General features: G+C 66.5%; 22 protein-coding genes. 11 read left to right on the top strand and 11 right to left on the bottom strand.

Annotated elements, in window-relative coordinates; all coding sequences use genetic code 11:
* Positions 1 to 21: 21 nt before the first annotated feature.
* Together N536_RS0110705 and N536_RS0110700 are read right to left on the bottom strand one after the other, a co-directional pair.
* Positions 22 to 855: a mycofactocin-coupled SDR family oxidoreductase gene (locus tag N536_RS0110705; protein WP_029113608.1), complete on the bottom strand. Its 834-nt coding sequence runs from the start codon at positions 853 to 855 to the stop codon at positions 22 to 24.
* Positions 856 to 1,033: 178 nt separating this feature from the next.
* Complete coding sequence (locus N536_RS0110700; protein ID WP_029113607.1) at positions 1,034 to 2,413, bottom strand: hypothetical protein; 1,380 nt, start codon at positions 2,411 to 2,413, stop codon at positions 1,034 to 1,036.
* A gap of 295 nt (positions 2,414 to 2,708) precedes the next feature.
* On the opposite strand from N536_RS0110700, the gene N536_RS0110690 reads away from it, so the two are divergent.
* From N536_RS0110690 to N536_RS0110680, 3 genes are read left to right on the top strand one after another with little or no spacing between them, the layout of a single operon-like run.
* Positions 2,709 to 5,462, top strand: coding sequence for a LuxR family transcriptional regulator (locus N536_RS0110690; protein ID WP_029113606.1), 2,754 nt, complete (start codon positions 2,709 to 2,711; stop codon positions 5,460 to 5,462).
* 45 nt (positions 5,463 to 5,507) lie between these two features.
* Positions 5,508 to 5,930 carry a PPOX class F420-dependent oxidoreductase gene (locus N536_RS0110685; RefSeq protein ID WP_029113605.1) on the top strand — a complete coding sequence of 141 codons (423 nt, stop codon included), beginning with the start codon at positions 5,508 to 5,510 and terminating at the stop codon, positions 5,928 to 5,930.
* Between the two features lie 24 nt (positions 5,931 to 5,954).
* Positions 5,955 to 6,458, top strand: a complete 504-nt coding sequence (locus tag N536_RS0110680; protein WP_029113604.1) for a flavin reductase family protein — start codon at positions 5,955 to 5,957, stop codon at positions 6,456 to 6,458.
* Positions 6,459 to 6,471: 13 nt separating this feature from the next.
* Here N536_RS0110680 and N536_RS0110675 read toward each other — a convergent pair whose 3' ends face one another.
* Both N536_RS0110675 and N536_RS0110670 read right to left on the bottom strand, forming a co-directional pair.
* Positions 6,472 to 7,968 (bottom strand): AMP-binding protein, encoded by a 1,497-nt coding sequence (locus N536_RS0110675; protein ID WP_036435948.1) that lies wholly within the window; start codon positions 7,966 to 7,968, stop codon positions 6,472 to 6,474.
* 58 nt (positions 7,969 to 8,026) lie between these two features.
* A complete protein-coding gene (locus N536_RS0110670; protein ID WP_029113602.1) occupies positions 8,027 to 8,293 on the bottom strand; it encodes a WhiB family transcriptional regulator in 267 nt (88 codons plus the stop codon).
* 149 nt (positions 8,294 to 8,442) lie between these two features.
* Between N536_RS0110670 and N536_RS0110665 the strand changes: the two genes are divergently transcribed.
* A complete protein-coding gene (locus N536_RS0110665; RefSeq protein ID WP_029113601.1) occupies positions 8,443 to 9,090 on the top strand; it encodes a TetR/AcrR family transcriptional regulator in 648 nt (215 codons plus the stop codon).
* A 12-nt stretch (positions 9,091 to 9,102) separates the two neighbouring features.
* Here the strand turns inward: N536_RS0110665 and N536_RS0110660 are convergent, their stop codons facing one another.
* A complete protein-coding gene (locus N536_RS0110660; RefSeq protein WP_029113600.1) occupies positions 9,103 to 9,942 on the bottom strand; it encodes a helix-turn-helix transcriptional regulator in 840 nt (279 codons plus the stop codon).
* 24 nt (positions 9,943 to 9,966) lie between these two features.
* Here N536_RS0110660 and N536_RS0110655 point away from each other — a divergent pair, with 24 nt between their 5' ends.
* The 5 genes from N536_RS0110655 to N536_RS0110635 all read left to right on the top strand — a co-directional run bounded on the left by N536_RS0110655 (position 9,967) and on the right by N536_RS0110635 (position 13,446).
* The gene (locus N536_RS0110655; RefSeq protein WP_029113599.1) at positions 9,967 to 11,229 is read left to right on the top strand and encodes an amidohydrolase family protein; all 1,263 of its coding nucleotides are present in this window, start codon (positions 9,967 to 9,969) and stop codon (positions 11,227 to 11,229) included.
* Between the two features lie 113 nt (positions 11,230 to 11,342).
* Positions 11,343 to 12,242, top strand: coding sequence for a hypothetical protein (locus N536_RS40690; protein WP_081809156.1), 900 nt, complete (start codon positions 11,343 to 11,345; stop codon positions 12,240 to 12,242).
* Positions 12,243 to 12,262: 20 nt separating this feature from the next.
* Positions 12,263 to 12,469, top strand: a complete 207-nt coding sequence (locus tag N536_RS0110645; RefSeq protein ID WP_029113598.1) for a hypothetical protein — start codon at positions 12,263 to 12,265, stop codon at positions 12,467 to 12,469.
* On the top strand, positions 12,466 to 12,882 hold the full coding sequence (locus N536_RS0110640) for a PIN domain-containing protein (RefSeq protein WP_231514478.1): 417 nt from the start codon (positions 12,466 to 12,468) through the stop codon (positions 12,880 to 12,882). The genes N536_RS0110645 and N536_RS0110640 overlap by 4 nt, the downstream gene beginning before the upstream one ends.
* 60 nt (positions 12,883 to 12,942) lie before the next feature.
* On the top strand, positions 12,943 to 13,446 hold the full coding sequence (locus N536_RS0110635; RefSeq protein ID WP_036435947.1) for a YbaK/EbsC family protein: 504 nt from the start codon (positions 12,943 to 12,945) through the stop codon (positions 13,444 to 13,446).
* A gap of 15 nt (positions 13,447 to 13,461) precedes the next feature.
* Here the strand turns inward: N536_RS0110635 and N536_RS0110630 are convergent, their stop codons facing one another.
* From N536_RS0110630 to N536_RS0110620, 3 genes are read right to left on the bottom strand one after another with little or no spacing between them, the layout of a single operon-like run.
* The gene (locus N536_RS0110630; RefSeq protein WP_029113595.1) at positions 13,462 to 14,358 is read right to left on the bottom strand and encodes a DMT family transporter; all 897 of its coding nucleotides are present in this window, start codon (positions 14,356 to 14,358) and stop codon (positions 13,462 to 13,464) included.
* Entirely contained in the window at positions 14,355 to 15,473 is a 1,119-nt protein-coding gene (locus N536_RS0110625; protein WP_029113594.1) for an acyl-CoA dehydrogenase family protein, read from the bottom strand. The genes N536_RS0110630 and N536_RS0110625 overlap by 4 nt, the downstream gene beginning before the upstream one ends.
* Positions 15,474 to 16,706 (bottom strand): acyl-CoA dehydrogenase family protein, encoded by a 1,233-nt coding sequence (locus N536_RS0110620; protein WP_029113593.1) that lies wholly within the window; start codon positions 16,704 to 16,706, stop codon positions 15,474 to 15,476.
* 131 nt (positions 16,707 to 16,837) lie between these two features.
* Here N536_RS0110620 and N536_RS0110615 point away from each other — a divergent pair, with 131 nt between their 5' ends.
* Positions 16,838 to 17,200, top strand: a complete 363-nt coding sequence (locus N536_RS0110615) for a PAS domain S-box protein (RefSeq protein ID WP_029113592.1) — start codon at positions 16,838 to 16,840, stop codon at positions 17,198 to 17,200.
* A gap of 7 nt (positions 17,201 to 17,207) precedes the next feature.
* Here the strand turns inward: N536_RS0110615 and N536_RS0110610 are convergent, their stop codons facing one another.
* Positions 17,208 to 17,861: a TetR/AcrR family transcriptional regulator gene (locus N536_RS0110610; RefSeq protein WP_029113591.1), complete on the bottom strand. Its 654-nt coding sequence runs from the start codon at positions 17,859 to 17,861 to the stop codon at positions 17,208 to 17,210.
* A 52-nt stretch (positions 17,862 to 17,913) separates the two neighbouring features.
* Complete coding sequence (locus N536_RS0110605; protein ID WP_369798411.1) at positions 17,914 to 18,594, bottom strand: TetR family transcriptional regulator; 681 nt, start codon at positions 18,592 to 18,594, stop codon at positions 17,914 to 17,916.
* A 229-nt stretch (positions 18,595 to 18,823) separates the two neighbouring features.
* Here N536_RS0110605 and N536_RS0110600 point away from each other — a divergent pair, with 229 nt between their 5' ends.
* Positions 18,824 to 19,759 (top strand): hypothetical protein, encoded by a 936-nt coding sequence (locus N536_RS0110600; RefSeq protein WP_029113589.1) that lies wholly within the window; start codon positions 18,824 to 18,826, stop codon positions 19,757 to 19,759.
* On the opposite strand, the gene N536_RS0110595 is transcribed toward N536_RS0110600, so the two are convergent.
* A complete protein-coding gene (locus tag N536_RS0110595; RefSeq protein ID WP_051574419.1) occupies positions 19,706 to 21,502 on the bottom strand; it encodes an EAL domain-containing protein in 1,797 nt (598 codons plus the stop codon). The genes N536_RS0110600 and N536_RS0110595 overlap by 54 nt on opposite strands.
* Positions 21,503 to 21,517 lie beyond the last annotated feature (15 nt).

Genomic DNA, 21,517 nt, shown 5'->3' with positions numbered 1-21,517 from the left:
CGCAGAGTAGCCCTTCGGCGATCAGGACTTGACGATGAACCCCGCGTCGATCACCAGCGTGGTGGCCGTGATGAAGCGGCCTGGTTCGGTCACCAGGTAGAGAATCGCGTTGCTGACGTCGCCGGGCTCGATCCACGGAACCGGCAGGATGTGCGTGCCGGAGAAGGTGTCGACGACGTCCTCGCGGGTGGGCTTGTCGAGGTCGGGACGGAAGAGGCCGTAGACGAAGTCGTTGTTGATCATGTGGGTGTCGACGCACGTGGGGTTCACGGAGTTGACCCGAATGCCGTACTGGCCCAACTCGCGCGCCAGTGACGTCATCAATCCGGTCACGCCGTGCTTGGACGCCGCATAGGACGAGATGTTCTCGGCACCCTTGAGCGCTTCGGTCGAGCCGATGAAGACGACGCTTCCGCCGTCGCCCTGAGAGATCAGTGTCGGCACCGCGGCCTTGACCGTGTGGAAGACGCCGTTGAGATTGATGTCGATCATCTCGCGCCAATCCTGCGGGCTGATCTCCCACGTCTTGGCGCCCGAGCAGATACCCGCATTGGGGATGACGATGTCGACACGGCCGAATTGTTCGATGCCCCTGTCGAACACGGCCTTGACCTGGTCATAGTCACGGGTGTCGGCGACCTCCGCGACGATGTCGCCGCCGGCCTCCTTCACCAATCGCACGGTGTCCTGCAGGTCTTCCTCGGTGGCGCCGTCATACGCCGTGGTCGACGGTTTCGCGCACATGTCGAGGCCGATGATGTTGGCGCCCTCGCGGGCAAGGGTCTGCGCATGCGAACGGCCCTGGCCACGGGCGACACCCGTAATGAATGCGACCTTGCCATCTAGCTGACCCATGGTGGTGCCTCGATTCATGTTCGACGTCGTGTTTGGTGAATCGTATCACCTCCTGTCGGACTGCAATATTGGTTATTAATGGGCGGATCTACTGATTCGTATCAATCGTCCGTGCAAGGGTCATACGACGACGAAAGGCCTCCTCCATCGCCCTGATGGAGGAGGCCTGTCGCTCGCGTTACTTGGAAGTGCTCGCCTTCTTCGTCGCGGAGTCCGCACCCTTGTCCGCGCTGCTCTCGGATGTCGCGGTCTTCGTACCCGCGTGCTCTGTCGCGGTCTCGCCACCAGCGGCGGCGGTGTCGCCTGACTTGGTCGTGGCCGAGCCGGCGGTGGTGTGCGGCTCCACCTTGTTGCCGGTCGTCTCGTCGGCGCCCTTGTCCGTCGGCGTCTTGCCGCCGGCAGCATCCGTTGATTCGGTCTTGGTTGCCGAACCCGCTGTGGTGCCAGAGGATTCGGTTGTCGGGGCCTTCGTCGTATCGGCAGCAGGCGCGGGTGCCTCAGGATTCTGCGCGGAAGGCTCTGCGGCGCCGGCGGTCTCAGTGGACGGCGTCTCGGTGGACGGGGTCGCTTTCGCCGGGATGCTGGGCGTCGACAGGGTGAGCGTCGCAGCGCCCGCCGAGGGAACGCTGGCGATGTCGGTCTTCGCGACCTGGGCAGTCGCCGGTGCGGGCGGCGCGATCGCCGTGGCGATCTTCTGCAGCACCTGCTGCAACGCGGCGAGGGGGCCGCCGGTGTTGACGAAGAAGCTGCCGTCGTCGTTGAAGACGAGGCCGGGGGAGCTGAGCAGACCGCCGGCCTTGACCGTCAATCCCGGCGACACCAGGGCGCCGAGATCGGGGCCGTAGCCGCCGTTGAGTAGTCCGTCGGCGACCACGGCGGGGGCGGCGAGGATCGCACTCGCAACCGCCACGGGGTTGAGCGTGCCGACCGCGCTCAGGACGTTCTGGAAGGCGACTGCCGCGGCCGCGGGCGTGCTGATCAGTGGAGCGATGAAACCACTGAGCAGCAGTTCGGTGGCCAGTGGGTCGGAGGTGAACGAGTTGACGACGTTGACCAGATTCTGGAGCGGCTTGGTGAGGATCGTCTGCAGCGCGGGAAGGAGATCCACCGCGGGCAGCACGACCGCCAGCGGACCCTGCAGCAGGCTGTTCACCGCGCCCGAGACGTTGCCCGCCGCGAGCTGTGTGACGGCGGTCTGCAGCAGTTGCGGCACCTGAGTGGTCAACGCGGTGGCGATGTCCCCACCCGTGGTCTGCACGGCCGCGGCGAGCGTGGCGGCACTGCTGACCTGATTCGCAATCAGCTGCTTGAGCAACTGCCCCGGCAGTGCGTTGTCGGCCAGGGTGCCGGCGTTGGCGAGCGCATCCTGGAAGACCTGGGCGTACACCTCGAGCGGATTCACCAGCGCGGCGAGATGGACGTTCGCGGTGTGGATCGCCGGTAGGTGCACTTCCGGCAGGTGGATGTCCGGCATCGGTGAGATGGTCGAGGCGGCGATCAGACTGGCCCCGACGAGCGCGACGCCCGCGGTGACGTGTGGACGGACGGCAACTTGCATGCGAACCCCTTGGGTGGTGTGAGCGCGTACTCGGCGCAACTTACTTGCGAGTAACTTCGCAAGCAGCGATGACTCAATCACCGATGGCTCGTCCTGCCCATCGCATGAATTGATGATCTTTGGCGGCCGCAGACGATGAGGTGGTCGAACGGTCCGCTGTCAGGCAATTGCCAGGGGAATCTTTCGTGCGCAACCGCGTTCTCCAAAGCATCCCCGTGCTGCGGATCAGTGGCCGGATCGCCCGGCTGAGCGGCGTCGACGGTGTCGTAACGGGGCGTGATGGGATGGACGGCTGATGGCTCGGTTCGCGCTCCGAGGACGCAGCGACGCGATGTCGCGCGCGCTCGACGCGTTGCGTCGCGCGGCCAGGACCGGGCAGGGCGCGCTGGTGGTGATCAGTGGTGAGCCGGGCATCGGCAAGTCCGCGGTTCTTCGCGCCGTCGTCGAACAGGCATCCCGGGCGGGATTCAAGGTGGGTGGCGGCAAGGCCGAACAAGGCGACCAGATTGCTCCTGGCGCACCGCTGTTGGTGTCCCTGCGATCCGGCCCTCAACCGCTGCTGTCAGGCGACGCATTCGCCAGCCTCGCACCGCTGTACGACAAACCGCTGTGGTTGATCGACCGGATCAGCGCGGTGCTGGAGGAGCTGGCCGTGCACACTCCGGTGCTCATCGCCATCGACGACGTCCAGTGGGCCGACCGGCTGACCAGGTTCGCGCTGCGCGTCCTGCCGGCGCGGCTGGCCGGGTCGCCCGTGGTGTGGGCGGTCGCCAGCCGGTGGGTCCCCAGCGATCCACTCGAAGAGATGATTGCGGGCACCGACGGTGCCACGACCATCACGCGCATCGCGCTAGGTCCACTCACCTTCGACGACATCGACGGCCTTGCCTCCGACCGGTTGGGCGCCGAACCGTCGGCGGACATTCGGTGTCTACTCGGCGGGGTCGGCGGAAACCCCTTCTGGGCGGCGCAGGTGATCGACGGTCTCGCGCGTCGGCACGAGCGGGGGCAACGCGTCGGCGATCTGCACGCCGAGTTGTCGGTCGGCGTCAGGGGTCGACTCGATGGACTCTCGGAGCAGGCGGGCGCCCTGATCCGGCTGACCGCCGTGTGGGGCCGCGCTTTGAGCACCACCGATGCGGCGCATCTGCTCGGCGGTGTTTCGGAGGCACAGGTGGCAACGTTGGTGCGGGAAGGCGTCGACAACGGGCTGCTCGGCAGCGCCGATGGCGAGGTGTTCTTCCCCCACGACCTGGTTCGTGAAGCCGTATACGCAGACATCCGGCCGGACGATCGCCGGGCGCTACACCGTGCCTGCGCCCGCTACGTCGTCGGCGCTGGAGAGTCGGTGTTGGTGGCGGCGCCGCACTTCCGGGCGAGCGCCGTGCAGGACGACGAAGAAGCGGTCCTCGCGCTGGAACAGGCGGCCCGCGAGTGCATGGCCTCGATGCCCGATCAGGCAGCCGAACTGGCGCAGCAGGCGTTCGCGCTGACGTCCGATACCCATCCGTCGTGGTTGCTCGCCGGCGAGCGCACGGTCGAGACCTTGGTCAACGTGCAGCGGGAAGGGGAGGCGCTGGCCGTGGCGGACCGGCTGCTCGCAGTCGCGGTCGAACCCGAGACCATCGCCAGGATCGAACTGCAGGCGTGCCGGGCGCTCTGGTGCGCCGGTGACTGCGTCCAGATGGAGAGGCGCGCCGGCGGTGCCTTGGTTCGAGACGGTGTCTCGGCGGTGCTGCGCGCTCAACTCTCGGCGGCGCAGGCACTTGCGGCATCCCGGACACGGTCGGCGGCGAGCGCCGAGGCGATGGCACGGGTAGCGCTCGGCGAGGGTCACCGACTCCAGGACGCCTACTCTCAGCGGCTCGCCGTCGTGGCCTTGATCGAGGCCGCGCGCAATGAGGGTCGACACCAACTAGCCCTTGACCACTTCACCCACCTGCGGCGGTTGTCGGATTCGGCGTACCAGGACGAGGAGATCAGGACGCTTCAGCATCTCGACCGCTACGACGACGCCGAGGCGATGCTGGCCAAGATCCGCGACGCCCACGATGACGACGGCCTGCTGCCCTCGATGCTCTACGCGCAGATGTGGCAGGACCACAACCTGGCCCGTTTCGACGCCGCCGAGGCGGGTGCCCGCACGCTGCTGAGGCTCGCGGACGAGACCGGAAACTACGGGTTTCGGCTCAACGCACGCATGGTGCTGGCCGCCGTGGCGACCTACCGCGGCGACCTTCCGAAGGCGGCGGAGCTGTTCGCCTCCGCCGAGGACGACGACGACGGCACGGATGGACGCGGTGTCCCGCGCCTGCGCCTGATGCAGGGCTGGCTGAAGGCCACCTCCGGAGACTACGACGGCGGCCTGGCGATTTTGGCGCCGCTTCTCGACGGGGCAGAGGAGTCCCGCGATCCCTGGCCCTGGTCACCCCCGTGGATGCGGATGCTGGCCCGCATCGGCCTCGACGCCGCGAACCGGGAGTTCGCCCGCAAGGCCGCCCATATCGCCGAGCTTGTCGCACAACGCAATCCGGGTGTACCGACCTTGGCGGGAACGGCACTGCACGTCCGTGGATTGCTGGCCGACGACCCGGGTGTGCTCGCCGACGCGGTCGGGGTCCTTCGGGAATCACCCCGCCCGCTCGTCCTCGCCGACGCGCTGAAGGACCTCGGGTCGGCGCTGCTGAGCCATGGCCGGCCCGACGCGGGTGTCCCGGCGCTCGTCGAGGCGGGAGAGATCTATCGACGGGTGGGAGCCCTGTCGAGCGGTCGCGCCGTCGCGAAACTTCTTCGTAGCCAAGGCATCCGCGGAGTCCGGATTCTCGATCCGGCGCCCCGGCCGCAGACGGGTTGGGCGGCCCTGACCCCAACGGAGTTGCGTGTCGTGGAGCTGATCAGCGCAGGGCACACCAACCGCTCCGCCGCGGCGGAGTTGGGTGTCTCCCCGAACACGGTCAATACCCATCTTCGGGCCGTGTTCCGAAAGTTGGACGTGAAGTCGCGTGTGCAGCTCACCATCGCCTTTCGCGAGCAGCACGGCCAGACGTAAACCGCCGCCGTCCGGATCCGCAGTCGCCGGACTAGTGTGGGTCGGGTGGCCGAACTCTCCGAAGACGTGATCGCCTTCCTTTCCTCCGGTACGCGTACCGGAATGCTCGGATTCCTGGCCGCCGACGGCCGACCGTTGGTGGCGCCGGTGTGGTTCGTGGTGGACGGCGGCGACCTGGTATTCAACACCGGCAAGGACACGGCGAAAGGCCGTGCGCTGGCACGTGATCCGCGCGTGGTCCTGTGCGTCGACGACCCGCACCCACCGTATGGCTTCGTGCAGATCCAGGGCGAGGCGACCACCAGCGACGATCTCGACGAGGCGCTCGACATCGCGACGAGGACGGGCGCGCGTTACATGGGCGCCGAACGCGCCGACGAGTTCGGCCGCCGCAACGCCGTTCCCGGCGAGATCACCGTCCGAGTCCGGCCCACCAAGGTCGTCAAGGCATTCGATCTCGCCAACTGAATCGGCTGCAGCGGAATCTCGACGATGACGACCGAACCAAGCACTCAGGCGTTCGAACGGCTGGTGGCCACGCTGGACTACCCGATGTTCGTGGTGACGACCCGAGCTGCCGACGGAGCGCAGGCGGGGTGCCTGGTCGGGTTCGCGAGTCAGACCAGCATTCACCCGCCGCTGTTCTTGATCGGGCTTTCGCGCCGCAACCGCACCTACCGGGTCGCTGAGCACGCGACGCATCTGGCCGTCCACGTCCTATCTCGGCGCCATCGAGACGTGGCCGAGTTGTTCGGTGGGCAGACGGGCGATCGGATCGACAAGTTCGAACGGTGCGCGTGGCGGCCCGGACCGGAGGGGCTACCCATCCTCGAGGACGCGTCGGCGTGGTTCGTCGGTCTTGTCCTGAACCGCTTCGACGTCGGCGATCACGTCGGACATCTCCTCGACCCCGTGGCGGGCATGTCGCCCGAGGGCTTCGAGGATTGGCTGTCGTTCTCCGACCTGCGCGACGTCGAACCGGGCCACGAGGCGTAAGCGGACGCCTCCTTTAGCTCAGCTCGGCCCTGGCATATTGCCGCACAGCCTCTTTCGCGACCTTGCCGTTACTGGTCAACGGGAGAGCATCGACGAACAACACGTGCCGTGGGCGCTTGAAGGCGGCGATCCGCGACCGGACGTGCGCGGTGAGGTCCTCGGTCGACGGTCGCCGGTTCGGAGGGGTCACGACGACGGCGCAGATCGCCTCGCCCCAATACTCGTCGGGCACGCCGACGACGGCCACCTGATCGACGTCCGGGTGACTCGACAGCACGTCCTCCACTTCCCGTGACGACACGTTCTCGCCGCCGGTGATGATCACGTCCTTGCGGCGATCGACCACGACGAGACGACCATCGCCGTCGATGCGGCCGACGTCGCCGGTGCGCAACCAACCGTCGACCGTCGCCGGCACGTCACCCGGCCAGTAACCGGCCGCGACTTGCGCACCGCGAACGAGAATTTCACCGACACCGTCCTTCTCGGAGTCGATGCGGATCTCGACGCCACCGTGTGGGCGCCCCGCGGTGGACAGGATCGAGGTGTCGCCACGCGCTCCGGCACGGTGCTCGGCGGGACCGAGAAACGTGACGTTGCCGCCGGTTTCGGTCATTCCGTAACCCTGATGAAAGTTCACGTCGAGACGCCCCAGCGCACGTCGGAGCAGATCGGCGGGAATCGCGGCGGAGCCGTACGCGATGTCGCGCAGCGTGTGCAGCTCGATTCCTGTTTCCTCGAGATGAGTGAGCAGTGCGTGCAGCATCGTCGGTGCCAGCGAGCAGGACGTCACGCCGTGGCTGTTGATTGCCGCGGCGAAGGTGTCGGGACGGAACGCCGCGACGGGCAGCACCGTGGAGCCCGCGCCGTGGTGCACCAACATGTTGTAACCGGCGACGTGGCACATCGGAAACGGCAATAGGTAGATGCCACCGGACTGCACCGAACGCCCGGCGATCGTGCCCCGTACCGCGGCCGTGATCGAGCGATGGGTGTGCAGCACGCCCTTCGCCGGCCCAGTGGATCCACTGGTGAACAACAGCCAGGCGGGGTCGTCGGGCGCGACGGTCTCGGCGCAACCCTCCCAATCATCGTTCGCGCGTTGCCAATCCGGCTCGTCGAACGCCACGACGTGCGTGATCGAGGTGTCCTTCGGCAGCGCCTTCAGATAGCGCGCATCACCAAAGAGGACGGTGGGCTGGGCCGATGCCAGCTGGGCAGCCTGCTCCCCGGGGCTGAGCCGTTGGTTGATCAGCGCCAGGATGCGGCCGCTGCGTGGAACGGCGTAATACAGCAGGGCGTACGCGGCGCTGTTGTCCGCGATGACGGCTACGCGGTCGCCGCGGCGCGTACGTCGGCCGACCCAGGCCGCGACCGAGCACACCTGACGGTCGAACTCGGCGAAGGTCGTCGCCGTGCCATCGGAGGAGATGATCGCGGCCCGGTCGGGCACGGCGGCGGCGGCCGACGACACCAGCTCGTGAATCAGGTCGATCCGTTCGGCAGTCATCCCGTCGACAGGGTACTGGGGCGGGACCGGTCGACGGCCGTGGTGCAGACGATTCGCGCTACGACGCCGCCCTGCGAACCGGGTAACCGTTGCTCTCGGCCAGGGAGCGCAATTGCCTCAATGCGAACTGGCGACCCCGACCTGCTTCGGGGATGAAGATGCCGGCCCACAGGCCTTCCGCCCCGGGTGTCCGGCAGGCGTCCTGCGCGCAGAGCCAACGGCGGGGACAGGCGCGGCAGAGCGCCTTGGCGCCCTCGTCAGCAGTCGTCGTCCACCGGTCGGGATCTCGTGTGCACGCGAAGTTCGACGACCCCTCGAACGACATCGAACTTCGTGTTTCACGCGATCTGGTCTGGATGGCCGTGTCGGCGGGCCGCATTCCGTCGTGCACTGCGATGGCCTCCACATCACCCGGCGGGTCGACAATACGTTTGTATCGGAAAACGATACACGCGTATTGTCTACTCTGGTGGTGTGACCGGGCAGTCGGAGACTGATCGAGTCGGTCAGGACGAGCCCTCGACGTTCGAGCGGATACGCGATGCCGCTCTGACGAGCTTCGCGACCGTCGGCACGTCGGCCACGACGTTGCGCAGCGTTGCCTCTGCGGCCGGGGTGTCCCTGGGACTGGTACAGCACCACTTCGTGACGAAGGCCGGCCTCATCAAAGCCGTCGACGAACATGTGCTGGCTGTGGTGAGCGCGACGTTGTCCGAACCCATCCCCGAGCCGCCCGCCGATTCGATCGCCGACGTCGGGAAGAAGGTGACCCAGTTCATCGCCGAGCAGCCAGACGTGGCCGACTACATCGGTCACGCGATCGTCGAAGGGACCCCGCTGGGAATCGCGGTGTTCGACACCCTGGTGGCGCAGGGGACCGCCCGCTGGGTCCGGCGCAGCGAACACGGTGAGACGGGCCCGGACCTCGACCTGACGTGGGCCGCCCTCAACTCCCTCGTGTTGGCCCTCGGCGCGCTCATCCTGCGTGGTCACATCGAACGCCATCTCCCCGAACCCTTCAACACGTCCGAGCAGCTGCAACGATGGCAAAACTCCGTCAACACACTCCTGCGGGACGGACTGACTCGACGCAGCGGCAACGACCAAGCGATCGAGTCGTAGGCCGAGGTTCCGTCAAATCCCTGCTCCGCCAACTCTTTTGCGGTACGTCGATGGCGTCTCTCCGCTGAACAGCGTGAACGCCCTGGTGAACGAGCTCAAGCTGTCGAACCCGACCGCCGTCGCGGTCTCCTGCACCGACTGTTCGGGCGCCGCGAGCAGCGCCATGGCCCGCAACATGCGCGCGTGCAGCAGGTAAGTGCGCCACGACAGTCCGAGCGTGTCGGCGAACAGGCGGCGCAACGTCCGCTCGGACACCGAGACGGCGCGGCATACCTCGTCGGCGGTCACGGAGTCGAGGTGCTGCTTGGTATGGGCCAGGGCCGCCGCGACGATTGGATGGTCCGACGTCGGCAGGCTCAACGGCGCCTCGTGGTCGAGGGCCTCGGAGACGAGATCGGCCAGGGTGCGGAAGAAGCCGTCCGAGACGTCATCGCCATGCGCACGGTCGATCGGCCACCGCAGCCCGTAGATCATCATCTCGCGGATCAGCGGCGACACCGCGATGATCCGCGCCCGGTCACCGCCGTCGGGAATGAGTTGCGGGTCGAACATCACCGCGACGGTCTTGACGTCGGGATTCATCACGGCCTGGTGTTCCAGCCCGACCGGGATCCAGGCCGCCTGCTGCGGAGGCAGCAGATAGTGCGCGGAGTCGGTCTCCACCTCGACCACGCCGTGCACCGCGTACTCGATCTGGTGCACCTCGTGGGAGTGCCAGCCGGTGATGAGCCCGTCGCCCTCGTAGAGGTAGCTACCGGCGAGCGCACGGCCACCTCGGCGAAGTTCGATCACGGGCCGGGGAATCTTGGCCGATTCGGATAAACCTCTGTCCGAAAGCGCAGAGACGGTCACACCGCTAGACGGTACTACTTGGGTATGCAGACCGAAGACCTGATCCTGGTGAGCATCGACGACCACGTCGTGGAGCCGCCGGACATGTTCCTCAACCACGTCCCTGCCAAGTACAAATCCGAGGCACCCATCGTCGTCACCGACGACAAGGGCGTCGACCAGTGGATGTACCAGGGCCGGCCGCAGGGCGTCAGCGGGCTCAACGCGGTCGTGTCCTGGCCGGCAGAGGAGTGGGGCCGTGATCCCGCGGGTTTCGCCGAGATGCGGCCCGGCGTCTACGACGTCCACGAACGCGTTCGCGACATGAACCGCAACGGCATCCTCGCCTCGATGTGCTTCCCGACGTTCACCGGCTTCTCCGCCCGGCACCTGAACATGACGCGGGAGGACGTCACGCTGGTGATGGTGTCGGCGTACAACGACTGGCACATCGACGAGTGGGCCGGTTCCTACCCGGACCGCTTCATCCCCATCGCGATCCTGCCGACGTGGACGCCCGAGGGGATGTGCAACGAGATCCGCCGGGTGGCGGCGAAGGGCTGCCGGGCCGTGACGATGCCCGAGCTTCCGCACCTGGAGGGGCTGCCCAGCTATCACGACGAGGACTACTGGGGCCCGGTGTTCCGGACGCTCTCGGAGGAGAACGTGGTGATGTGCCTGCACATCGGCACCGGCTTCGGGGCGATCAGCATGGCGCCCAACGCGCCGATCGACAACCTCATCATCCTGGCCACCCAGGTGTCGGCGATGTGCGCGCAGGATCTGTTGTGGGGCCCCGCGATGCGCAACTATCCCGACCTGAAGTTCGCCTTCTCGGAAGGCGGCATCGGCTGGATCCCGTTCTATCTCGATCGCAGCGACCGGCACTACACGAACCAGAAGTGGCTGCGCCGCGACTTCGGGGACAAGCTGCCCAGCGACGTGTTCCGCGACCATTCGCTGGCCTGCTACGTCACCGACAAGACCTCGCTGAAGCTGCGCCACGAGATCGGCATCGACAACATCGCATGGGAGTGCGACTACCCGCACTCCGACTGCTTCTGGCCCGACGCGCCCGAACAGGTGCTCGCCGAGTTGAACGCAGCGGGCGCCGACGACTCGGACATCAACAAGATCACGTGGGAGAACTCCTGCCGCTTCTTCGGTTGGGATCCGTTCGCGCGCACCCCTCGCGAGCAGGCCACCGTGAAGGCGCTGCGGGCGAAGGCGACCGACGTCGACGTGTCGATCCGGCCGCGCAAGGAGTGGGCGCGGCTGTACGAGCAGAAGCAACTCGCCAAGGCCTGATGCGTCCGGTTGTGGATGAAACGCGCTCTGTGGATGAGTCGCCACTAGCGCTCCTGGCTTGTCGTCGCTCCGAGTGATGGTCGTCGCAACAACTGCGACGAGGAGTGATCACGATGGGCAATCGAGCCAACCTGGTGATCGTGGAGAACGGTCAGTGGCAGCTGCACTATTCGAATACGGCTGGCTGTTGCATGCTCGATGCGCTCGCGTTCGGGCCGGAATTTGCCTTGAGCTACATCACGTTGCACCGGCGGTGCCCACGGGACGAGTGGACCAGTCCCACGTGGGCGGAAGGCGGAGCGCTGGTCGACCTCGACGCACGCCGGCTCTTGTTCTTCGGCGACGAGCTCATGACGACCATGCCGGAGCGGCGGGCGATGCTGGCCGCACTCGGAATCACCTGGCCCGACTACTCGGTCGGCTGGGCGTACGGAGGGACAGATGAGCTGGCCGCGTACGTCGAAGCCGAGCGGAGATGGGAGACCGGCAGGGTCGGCCAACCATTGCAGCGCGCCCGCGGACGAGACGGACTCTGCCATGTCGTATCAGTCGTGGGCGAAGATGGAGCCCTGCGGCTGTGGCCGCTGTGGTGGGGTTACAGCGCCGGATGGCAGGGGCCGTCGATGCTGAAAACCCTTCCGGGCAAGGGGTTTACCAGGATGCGCCGTCTTGCGATTCCAGAGAGCGGCGTCCATGTCGACGTGCCAGCCCGGTCGGTAGGTGTGTGGACCACCTCTGAGGCGCGGGGTCTGTTCGATGCGATCGATGATCGATGGCCTGGGTGGCGGACGGATTGCTGGGACGATCGCTACGAGGAGCAGTTATTGAGGTGTCGGGGCGCTTTGCAGGTGCCGGAGCTCGACCTCGCCAAGGGCGTCCACAATGCGATTGACTGGATTCGCATGCGCACGAAGGGCCCCATGAGTACGCCTTTGCAGCCCGATGGTGCTTCTTGGAACCGCTTCCAGGATGCCTGCGCGCAGCTGCGGCTACTATATACGCGGAGTGCGTGATGTATATAGGAGGCATTCGGGTGACCAAGCGACTCATCGACATCGAGGACGAGCTCCTTGAGGCCGCGAAGCGGGAACTCGGCACGACCGGAATCGCCGACACCGTACGGTCTGCATTGCAGTTGGCCGCAACCCGCGCCGCACGGGCACGTGAAATCGAGTGGCTCATGTCGGGTGGTATGGCCGAGATGACAGACCGCGGCGCACGGGACGACGTGTGGCGGTGACGGCGCGGTACTTGGTCGACACCAGTGCCGCCGCACGAATGGGGATTCCAGCCGTCGCCGAACTGTTGGCTCCCGTCATCGACTCCGGCCTGGTAGCTACCACGCCGGTCCTCGATGCCGAGGCCTTTTACAGTGTCCGATCCGCCCGAGAGTTCGCTCGCGTGAGAGACCGACGCAGGGCCGTTTACGAGTATCTGCCAACCAATGACCAACATTGGCAAACGGCGCTCGAAGCTCAGTTCCAGCTGGCGATGTCGGGCAAACATAGATCTGTGGGTGTGGCAGACCTCCTCACCGCGGCCATGGCCGCGGCCCACAGGCTGACGGTTCTACACTACGATGCTGATTTCGACACGGCGGCAACGGTCTTGGACTTTCAGCACCGATGGGTCGCGAAGCGTGGCGCGCTGTGACGCGCCAGCGCCTCGGTTATTGTCGGCACTGAAGTAGCTTGTGACCGACTCTGTACGTCGATGACGAGGTGTGCCAATGAGGAACTCCCGGGATCCGAAGTGAACGAACGGAACTCGCGCGTCGCGCAAGCACTCGCTGAGGCGGGCGTGCAGCCGGCCATCCGCATTCTCGACGCCGACGCGAAGACCGCGGCCGCCGCTGCCGCGCAGCTCGGCTGTGAGGTCGGGGCGATCGCCAATAGCCTGGTCTTCGACTGCGACGGCGGACCCCTGCTGGTCATGGCCAGCGGCGCGCAGCGCGTCGATACCGAGCTGCTGGCCAAGACACTGGGCGCCGAGACGATCGCCAAGGCGAATCCGCGGATGGTCCGCAACGCGACGGGCCAAGTCATCGGCGGCGTCGCACCTCTGGGTCATCCGAGCCGGCTGCGCACCGTCGTCGACGAGTCACTCGCTCAGTACGCCGTCATCTGGACCGCGGCCGGGACTGCGGACTCGGTCATGCCGCTCACCTACGAGCAGCTGCTCGCCGTCACCGAAGGCGTTGCCCTCCGGGTGCGTTGACGGTCGCCGACCGGTTCAGCGTGGCCCGGCTTGAGTCGGTTCCGACACAACCGGCTCCGCGTCGGCCCGCCGGGTAGCCAACACCAACCCGGCGAGGATCAGGCCCAGTCCCGCGACGTTCCACGGAGTCAAGGGCTCGTTCAGGACGATCACTCCTGCCGCGAGTGCCACCGCGGGATTGACGTAGGTGAACACCAGTGCGCGGGCGGCACCGACCTCGCGGATCAGCGCGAAGAAGACGATGAACGCCAGTGCGGTGCAAATCACGGCAAGTGCGGCGAGTGCCAATAGAACTCGCGTGCTTGGCATCTGGTCGGGCCACGTCGCCGCCGCCGGCCCGGCGTACACCAGCGCGGCAAAGCCGAGGCACGCGGCCGTCATCGGCAGTGTCGGCACGTCGCCCAGATAGCGCGCGGCGACCAGGGGAGCGATCGCGTAGCAGACCGCGACCAACAACACCTCCGTCACCGGCCAGGCGCTGCCGCCCGTGAGTTCGGGGCCCGCCAGCACGGCGACACCGACGATCCCGAGCGCCAGACCGGCGATCCGTTTGATCCCGAATGTCGTTTCGCCACCGGTGAACCGGTCGAGCACCGCGGCGATGATCGGTGCCGCTGCGATAAGGAGACCGGTCAACGAACTGGAGATGCGGCGCTCGGCGTCGGTCAGCAGCAACCAGGCGGCGATGATCTCGAAGAACGCGAAGACCAAAACCGGGCGCCAGTGCCGCAGCACCGGAGCCCACGCGGCCCGCGACAGGGCCAGCGGCAACAGCACGGCCGCACCGATCGCGGTCCGCGCCAGCACCAGAACGGGCGGCGAAACACCCTCCACCGCAACCTTGATCAGCAGATAGGGGATACCCCAGATCACGCTCATCGCAGCGAACAACACCCATCCGCGAAGACTCACGCCCTGGTCAGCTCCACATACCGCGCGACGTGCTGATCGGTCGACCCGAACTCGTACTGCACGGCCGTCAGCCGCTTGAAGTAGTGCCCGATCGCCAGTTCCTCGGTCATTCCCATGCCCCCGTGCAATTGCACGGCGTTCTGGCCGACGAACCGTGCCGCTCTGCCGATCGTGGCCTTGGCCGCCGACACCGCACGCGCTCGGACCGCGGCCTCGGCTTCGAGGTTCAGCACTGCCAGGTACGTGGCGGCGATGGATTGCTCGAGCTCCATGTGCATGTCGACCATCCGATGCTGCAGCACCTGGAAGCTGCCGATCGGCTGCCCGAACTGTTGCCGCTGCTTGCAGTATTCGACGGTGTCGGCCAACACCTTTCGCATGTTACCGACCGCCTCCGCGCACACGGCGGCCGCACCTTCGTCACGGGCATGATCGACCGACGGCCACGCCTGCCCGTCCCCGCCGAGCAGCGCGTCGGCGGGCAGCCGCACCCCGCTGAAGACCAGGTCGGCGGCCCGACGGTCGTCGACCGTGCGGAAGCCGTGGACCTCGATGCCGGCCGTGCCGGTTTCGACGCAGAACAGCGACAGACCTGCGCCGGTGCGGGCGGTGACCAGCAGATGCGTGGCCAGCGGGGCGTGGCAGACCATGATCTTGGCGCCGTCGAGGACCCAGTCGGCTCCGTCCCGGCGTGCGGTGGTCGCGGCGTCCTGCCAGCGGTCCCCGGATTCCGCTTCGGCGGCGGCCAGCACCACGATTGCCTGGCCGTCGGCGATCCGCGCGAGCAGGGCGGTGGCGGTGTCGCCGCCCGCGCGGCGGAGCAGACCCGCGGCCACCACCGCGGTGTCCACGTACGGCTCGACGACCAAGGCATGGCCAAGTGCCTCCGCGATGATCATCATCTCGACCGGCCCGCCGCCGATTCCGCCGACGTCCTCCGGAAGGGCGGCGCCGAGGACGCCGAGCTCCTCGGCGAGCGCACGCCAGACGTCGGGCTGCCAACCTGCGCCCGTCTTCGCCGCCGACCGGCTCTTCTCGAGGTCGTAGCGCGTCGCCAGAAACCGGGTCAGGCCGTCGCGCAGGAGTTCCTGTTCGTGGGAGAGGGTGAAGTCCATTTAGAGTCCCAGAGCTGCCTTCGCCAGAATGTTGCGCTGAATTTCGTTGCTACCCGCGTAGATCGAGCCCGCTCGGTCGTTGAAGTACCGCAGCGGTGCCGCCGCCTGCCACGGCTCACCGCTGACGTAACCGTCCGGCGGTGGCTCGAATTCGGATACCGGCCCGCCCGGACACGTCGCGTGCGGTTGGTAGGCGCGGCCGCGTGGCCCCGCCGCCTCCATCGCCAGTTCGGTGAGCGCCTGACTGAGCTCGGTCGACAGGATCTTGAGCATCGACGACGCCGAGCCGGGGTGCCCGCCGCCGGCCATCGCGGCCAGCACCCGGTACTCGAGGATCTCCAATACGTCGGTACGGATTCGTGTGTCGGCGAGCTTGGTGGCGAACGCCGGGTCGTCGAGCAGCGGGCCGCCGCCGGGACCCGGCTGGCCTGCCGCGGCGGTCGCCACGTGTTCGGCCATCACCTGCAACGCGGGTGCATGCGCACCGCCGCCGCGCTCGAACTCGAGCAGATACTTGGCGACGGTCCACCCGTCGTCGATCTCGCCGATCACGTTGGTCTTCGGCACGCGCACCTCGTCGAAGAAGACCTGATTCTGGATCTCCTCGCCCGACGTCATGACGAGCGGCCGGATCTGGATGCCGGGCGAAGCCATGTCGATCAACACGAACGTGATGCCCTGCTGCTTCTTGCCGGTGCGCGACGTGCGCACCAGACCGAACATCCAGTTGGCTTCGCGGGCGTGGGTGGTCCAGATCTTGCTGCCGGTGCAAATGAGGTCATCACCATCTGAGACGGCGGCCATCGATAGCGATGCCAGGTCCGAACCCGACTCCGGCTCGGAGTAGCCCTGACAGAAGAACACTTCGCCGGTCAGGATGCGGGGCAGGAAGAAGTCCTTCTGCTCCTGCGTGCCGTAGGCGATGATCGCGTGCGCCACCATGCGGATTCCCATCGGAGACAACGCCGGTGCGCCCGCCAGCGTCGACTCTCGGCTGAAGACGTAGTGCTGCGTCAGGCTCCAGTCGCAGCCGCCGTATTCCACGGGCCACGCCGGCGCCGCCCAGCCGCGATCGTGCAGAATTCGCTGCCACTCCAGGCTCGCGTCGTGGTCGCTGTAGACGCTCGTCATCAGCCGACCGGCCCGCCGTAGATCAGGAGTCAGCTTGTCGTCCAGAAATGCGCGCACCTCGTCGCGAAAGGCGATGTCGGCCGCCGACCACGTCAGGTCCATGGGTTCCCCGTCTGTCGAAACTTGGTACGGACAGAGTAAACCTAGTTACCCAACTCAGACCCGCGTCGTGGGCCGGGGGCGATAATCGACTCGTGGAGAGGCGTCGAGAAGGGGAGACCGCGAAGTCGCCGATGGCACTCCTGACCGAATTGCCCGCGTTGGTGGTGTTGGAGCGATTTCCGGTGCCCGTCCTGGCGATCGCCGAGGACGGCTCGGTGCTCTTCGCCAACGGCGCCTTCGGCGAGATGGTGGGCAGGGACGTCGACGAAGTGACGAACTCGACGTTCCGACGACTGTTTCACACGATGCCGACCGACGAATCGGTGTTGTCCGTTCTGCGCGCCCACGCCGGCCTGGTCGTCGCGTTGCGCCATCGGGACGGTTCGATCGTGCGCGCTCGGATGAGCAAGTCGGCGCTGCTTCGGGGCAATGATCCCGTCGCGCTCGCCACGTTCCAGGATCTCACCGAGAAGCTGTGGTCCGACGGGCTCTGACGGCCGGCTATCGGCTCGACGGCGAGTTGCGCATCGACTGACGAGCGAGGAACTCCCGGTAGTAGTTCAGCGAGTCGGCACGGACGATCGCAGGCAGCAGGACCTCCAAGTTGAGTGCGAAACGCCGGCGCAGATCGCGGCCGTCGGCCAACGCGCTCGAGACCATTTCTGCTCCCAGCATCGAGGCGAGGACCGCGGCGACGATCGTGTCGGCCTCGATGTCGGACCGGAGGTCGCCCTCCTCGAGGGCGGACGTCACGCCGACGGCGAGCTCGTCTTGGAGGATGCCGTACGTCGCCTTGGCGACCGGATTGAATCCGCCGAAGGTGCGCAGCAGCCGACACGCCGCCTCAGCGACGCTGTCGGCGTTGATGGCATCGGCAACCGTGAAGATGCCGTGCACGATGTTCTCCAGCGCGGGGGAACTCGTTCTGGCGGCGGAGCGGTAGGCGCCGACCACCGTGGCGGTGCCTTCCTCGATGATGGCGGTGGCCACCGCCTCCTTCGAGTCGAAGTGGTAGTAGAGGGCGCCCTTCGTGAGTTCCGCACGCTCGATGATGTCGGCCAGTCCGCTAGCGGGATAACCAATCTCGTTGATGAGCTCTACGGCTGAATCGATGATCCTTCGCCGGGTGGCTTCGGATCTGGCCTGGCGCACCATCTTCGTGCACCTCCATCAGCTGATATCGACCGCGCCTTCGGCGTCCATCGGATCATAGATTGTCGGCGTGCAAAGGGACGGTATTCTTGATCGCGAGTGCCGAGCGGCGTCGGATGAACCCCGCGAAGTAAGCGATGCTTTCAGGGTTCGCGAAGCCGGACAGGACCATTAGCCAGGCCGACTCGAAATGACCGATGTACGTGTCGGGTTCGTCGAGATTGCTCGTCTGACGCAGGCCGAGATACAACGCGACCATCAACCGTGCCACGTGCTCTGGGTCGCTTCCGGCGACCACGTCTCCTTCGGCGATGGCACGGCGTGTCATCGCCGCGAAGGCGACTACCCAGTTGTCGAGAACCTTTGCCTGAAGCCCGTCGAAGCGGCCGATGGACTCGAGCAGATTGAGACCGGCGCGGCACATGTCCTCGGAGATGTCGGCCACGGCGATCATGTAGGCGACATCGATCATGGTCTCGAATCCTCGGAGTCCGCGATTCGACGATTGTTCGAACGCCACCTTGTCCAGTTCGCCGCGGTGTTCGACGATCGCGGCGGCCAGCGCGTGTTTCGACCGGAAGTGGGAGTAGAGGGCGCCCTTGGTCACGTCCGCACTGGCCAGGATGTCATCGAGGTTTACCTCGCTGTAGGGACGGGCGGCGAACTGGTGAGCCGCGGCATGCAGGATCTGCAGCCGCGTCGTCCCGCCCCGTCCGTCGACCTGCTCGGTCACCACTACGCCTTCCCAATCTCCAGCCGACCGATGATTACTCGATTCCCGGCATTTCTCCTGTTTGACGCCCCGGGGGACGGTGACCAATTTTGCTCCAGACTTTAAGTCATCACCAGGGCAGCAGAACATTCCAAAGGTATGTAAAGTACGCGTTGTGATGACTCTCGGTCTGCGGCTGCGCCCACACCAGAATCACCGCTCCGCTCCAGCAGAGACGAGGTAGTCAACGCAGATGTGGGACACAGAAGTCGACCTGGTTTGCATCGGTGCCGGGGTCGGTGGCCTGGCAAGCGCCATTGCCGCCGTCGACGCCGGTGCGGACGTGATCGTCGCGAGCACGGCACCCGGTCGCGACCATGACGGATCGTCGCTGGTCACCCGTCGGCGTGTCGGATCCCTAGGCGGGTGGCTGCAGCACGAGACGGTCGACGTCGACACCAATGAGTACTTCTCGGCCCTCACCGAGGGCCTCGTCCCGCTGGCTCACGGCGCGGACACCGCACGGGTGCCGACGCGGGTGGCAAGCGAGTGGACGGCCGACGAGCGCACCGTCGAGCCCTTCTTCGGTGCCGCGATCCGGACGTGGGATGGCCAATGCCTCGGTTCGCCGTACGGACTGTTGTCCTCATTCGTCGTCGATGTGAAACACCCGAGGATGCGCTCGTCCGATGGTGAGTTCGTCGCGGTCACGCCGCTCGGCGAACTGGACTGGTACGACGGTCTCGGCGAACACGAGTTGCTCGGCTGGATGGCCGCGCAGGCAGGTGAGCGCGATGTCGAGGTGCTCGCGGCCAGTCCGCTGCAACGGCTGGTCTGGGATGAGGACATCATCGTCGGCGTCGTGCTCGACACGCCCGACGGCCCATTCGCCGTGCGCACCCGCCGCGGCGTGACGTTGTCACCCCCCGAGCACGAACAGGCTCCGAGCGTGCGCCTGAACGACGACCCGTCCTCGGATGACTGCAAGCAGGTGTGCCTCGTCGGGCGGACCGCCAGCCGCTTCGCGCGCGTCGAGCTGGTCACCACCGTGGCAGCGCCGGTCGTCGATCGGCCGGTTTGCGCGGCGTCGGGCCGCCAGCTGCGCGGCCATCTGCACGAGTCCCGGCAAGTGCCGTCAGACGCTTGGCGTTACCGAAAAGTGCACGGGCACCCGTCCTTTGGCCAATAGCGCCTCCATGTCCTCCCCGCTGAGGGGATGCGACAGCAGGAACCCCTGCGCGCGGTGGCAGCCATGGCGCAGCAGCGTGACCGCGGCGGCCTCTGTCTCGACACCCTCGGCGACCAGCTGAAGTCCGAACGCCTCTGCAAGCGCGATGATGGCCCGAACGATCGCAAGGTCGTCGGGATTGGCGCCAAGGTCCGCGACGAATCCCCGGTCGATCTTCAGCAGGTCGACGGGCAAGGCCTTGAGATGTGAGAACACGCTGTAGCCGGTGCCGAAGTCGTCGATAGCGAGCTGGACGCCCGCCCGCTTGAGACCTGCCAACGTGATGCTGGTGGTCTCCAGGTCCTGGACCACCACGCTCTCGGTGATCTCCAGACACACCGAACCCGGCTCGAGATCGAACTCGCGCAGGGTGCTGGCCACGGACTCGACGAAGCCATCCGAAACCAGTTGCACCGGAGAGACGTTCAACCGCAAGACGGTGTCGAGGCCGAAGCCGCGGGAACGCCACCTGGCGAACTCTGCACATGCGGTGCGCATTACCCACCGCCCGAGTTCCCCTGCGAGATTGATGGATTCGGCGACCGCGATGAAGGAGGCAGGCGAGAGCAGTCCGCGGGTCGGATGCTGCCATCGGACCAACGCCTCCGTGGCGAGCACCTCACCCGTGCGCATGTCGATCTCGGGTAGATATCGCAGGAACAGCGCGCCGTTTTCGATGACGCTCTGCAGATGCAACTCGATGTCGTTGCGGAACTCCGACTTCAGCGACATCTCGGCGGAGAACACCGCAACCTGGTTCCCGCCCGCGCCCTTCGCCGTGAGCACGGCCTGGTCGGCGCGGCGAATCAAATCCGAGGTGGTGTCTCGCCCCGGCATGCCGAGGGCGACGCCGATGCTCACCGTCCGCGTGAGCATTTCGCCGTCGATCGTGACCCGTTCGCGCAGGATCGATTGCAGTCGGGAGCCCAGCGCTTCAGCCGCCTCCGTCGACAGGGGCGATGCGGGTACCACCACGAACTCATCGCCTCCGAGACGCGCGATCATGTCCTGGCCTCTGGTCGCCTCCTCCAGTCGGTCGGCCAGCGCCCGGATGAAGCGGTCGCCTGCCGTGTGGCCGAGGTAGTCGTTGATGGCCTTCAGCCTGTCCAGATCTATGAACAGCGCCGAAACGGGACCAGGCTGCCCCGGCATCAGTCGCGCCTCGAGGTGTCTCAGCAGCGCGCGGCGATTGTGTAGCCCCGTCAGGTCGTCATGCTCGGCCAGGTACCGAAGTTGGTCTTCGGCTTCCACACGCGCCTGCACCTGTGCGAATAGTGACGCGATCGCCATCAACGCATTGAGTTCTGCCGTACTCCATTCGCGGATGCCAAATTTGACGAAACCGAGCACCCCCGTCGTGACCTCACCGGACAACAACGGCACGCATGCCATGGAGGTGGTGGGCACCTGCCTGCCCTCTTCGATGGTGCGTTGGTAGTCCTCGGTCGACTCGGCGCGAAACACCGTCGGCTCGCGGAGGTTCTCCGCGAGCGCGAAAACCGGGTCGGCGTCGGCGAAGTAGATCAGTTCGAGCGGATCGACTTCCGAGATCGCTGGCCGCGGCGGCCACTCGGCGATCAGCCTGGTGGCATGAATGCGGTGGTCATTGTGGCGCAGAAAGCTGACATTGACGTCGAAGTGGGCGACGAGCTCGCCCAGCACCTGCTGGCTCACCGCCGGCGAGGTCGCGGCATCGACCGCCATGAGTCGCGTTGCGAC

Origin of the sequence: Mycobacterium sp. URHB0044 (genome assembly GCF_000620625.1) — a bacterium.
Taxonomy (GTDB): Bacteria; Actinomycetota; Actinomycetes; order Mycobacteriales; family Mycobacteriaceae; genus Mycobacterium.
This window is presented reverse-complemented; position numbering and strand designations above follow the sequence as displayed.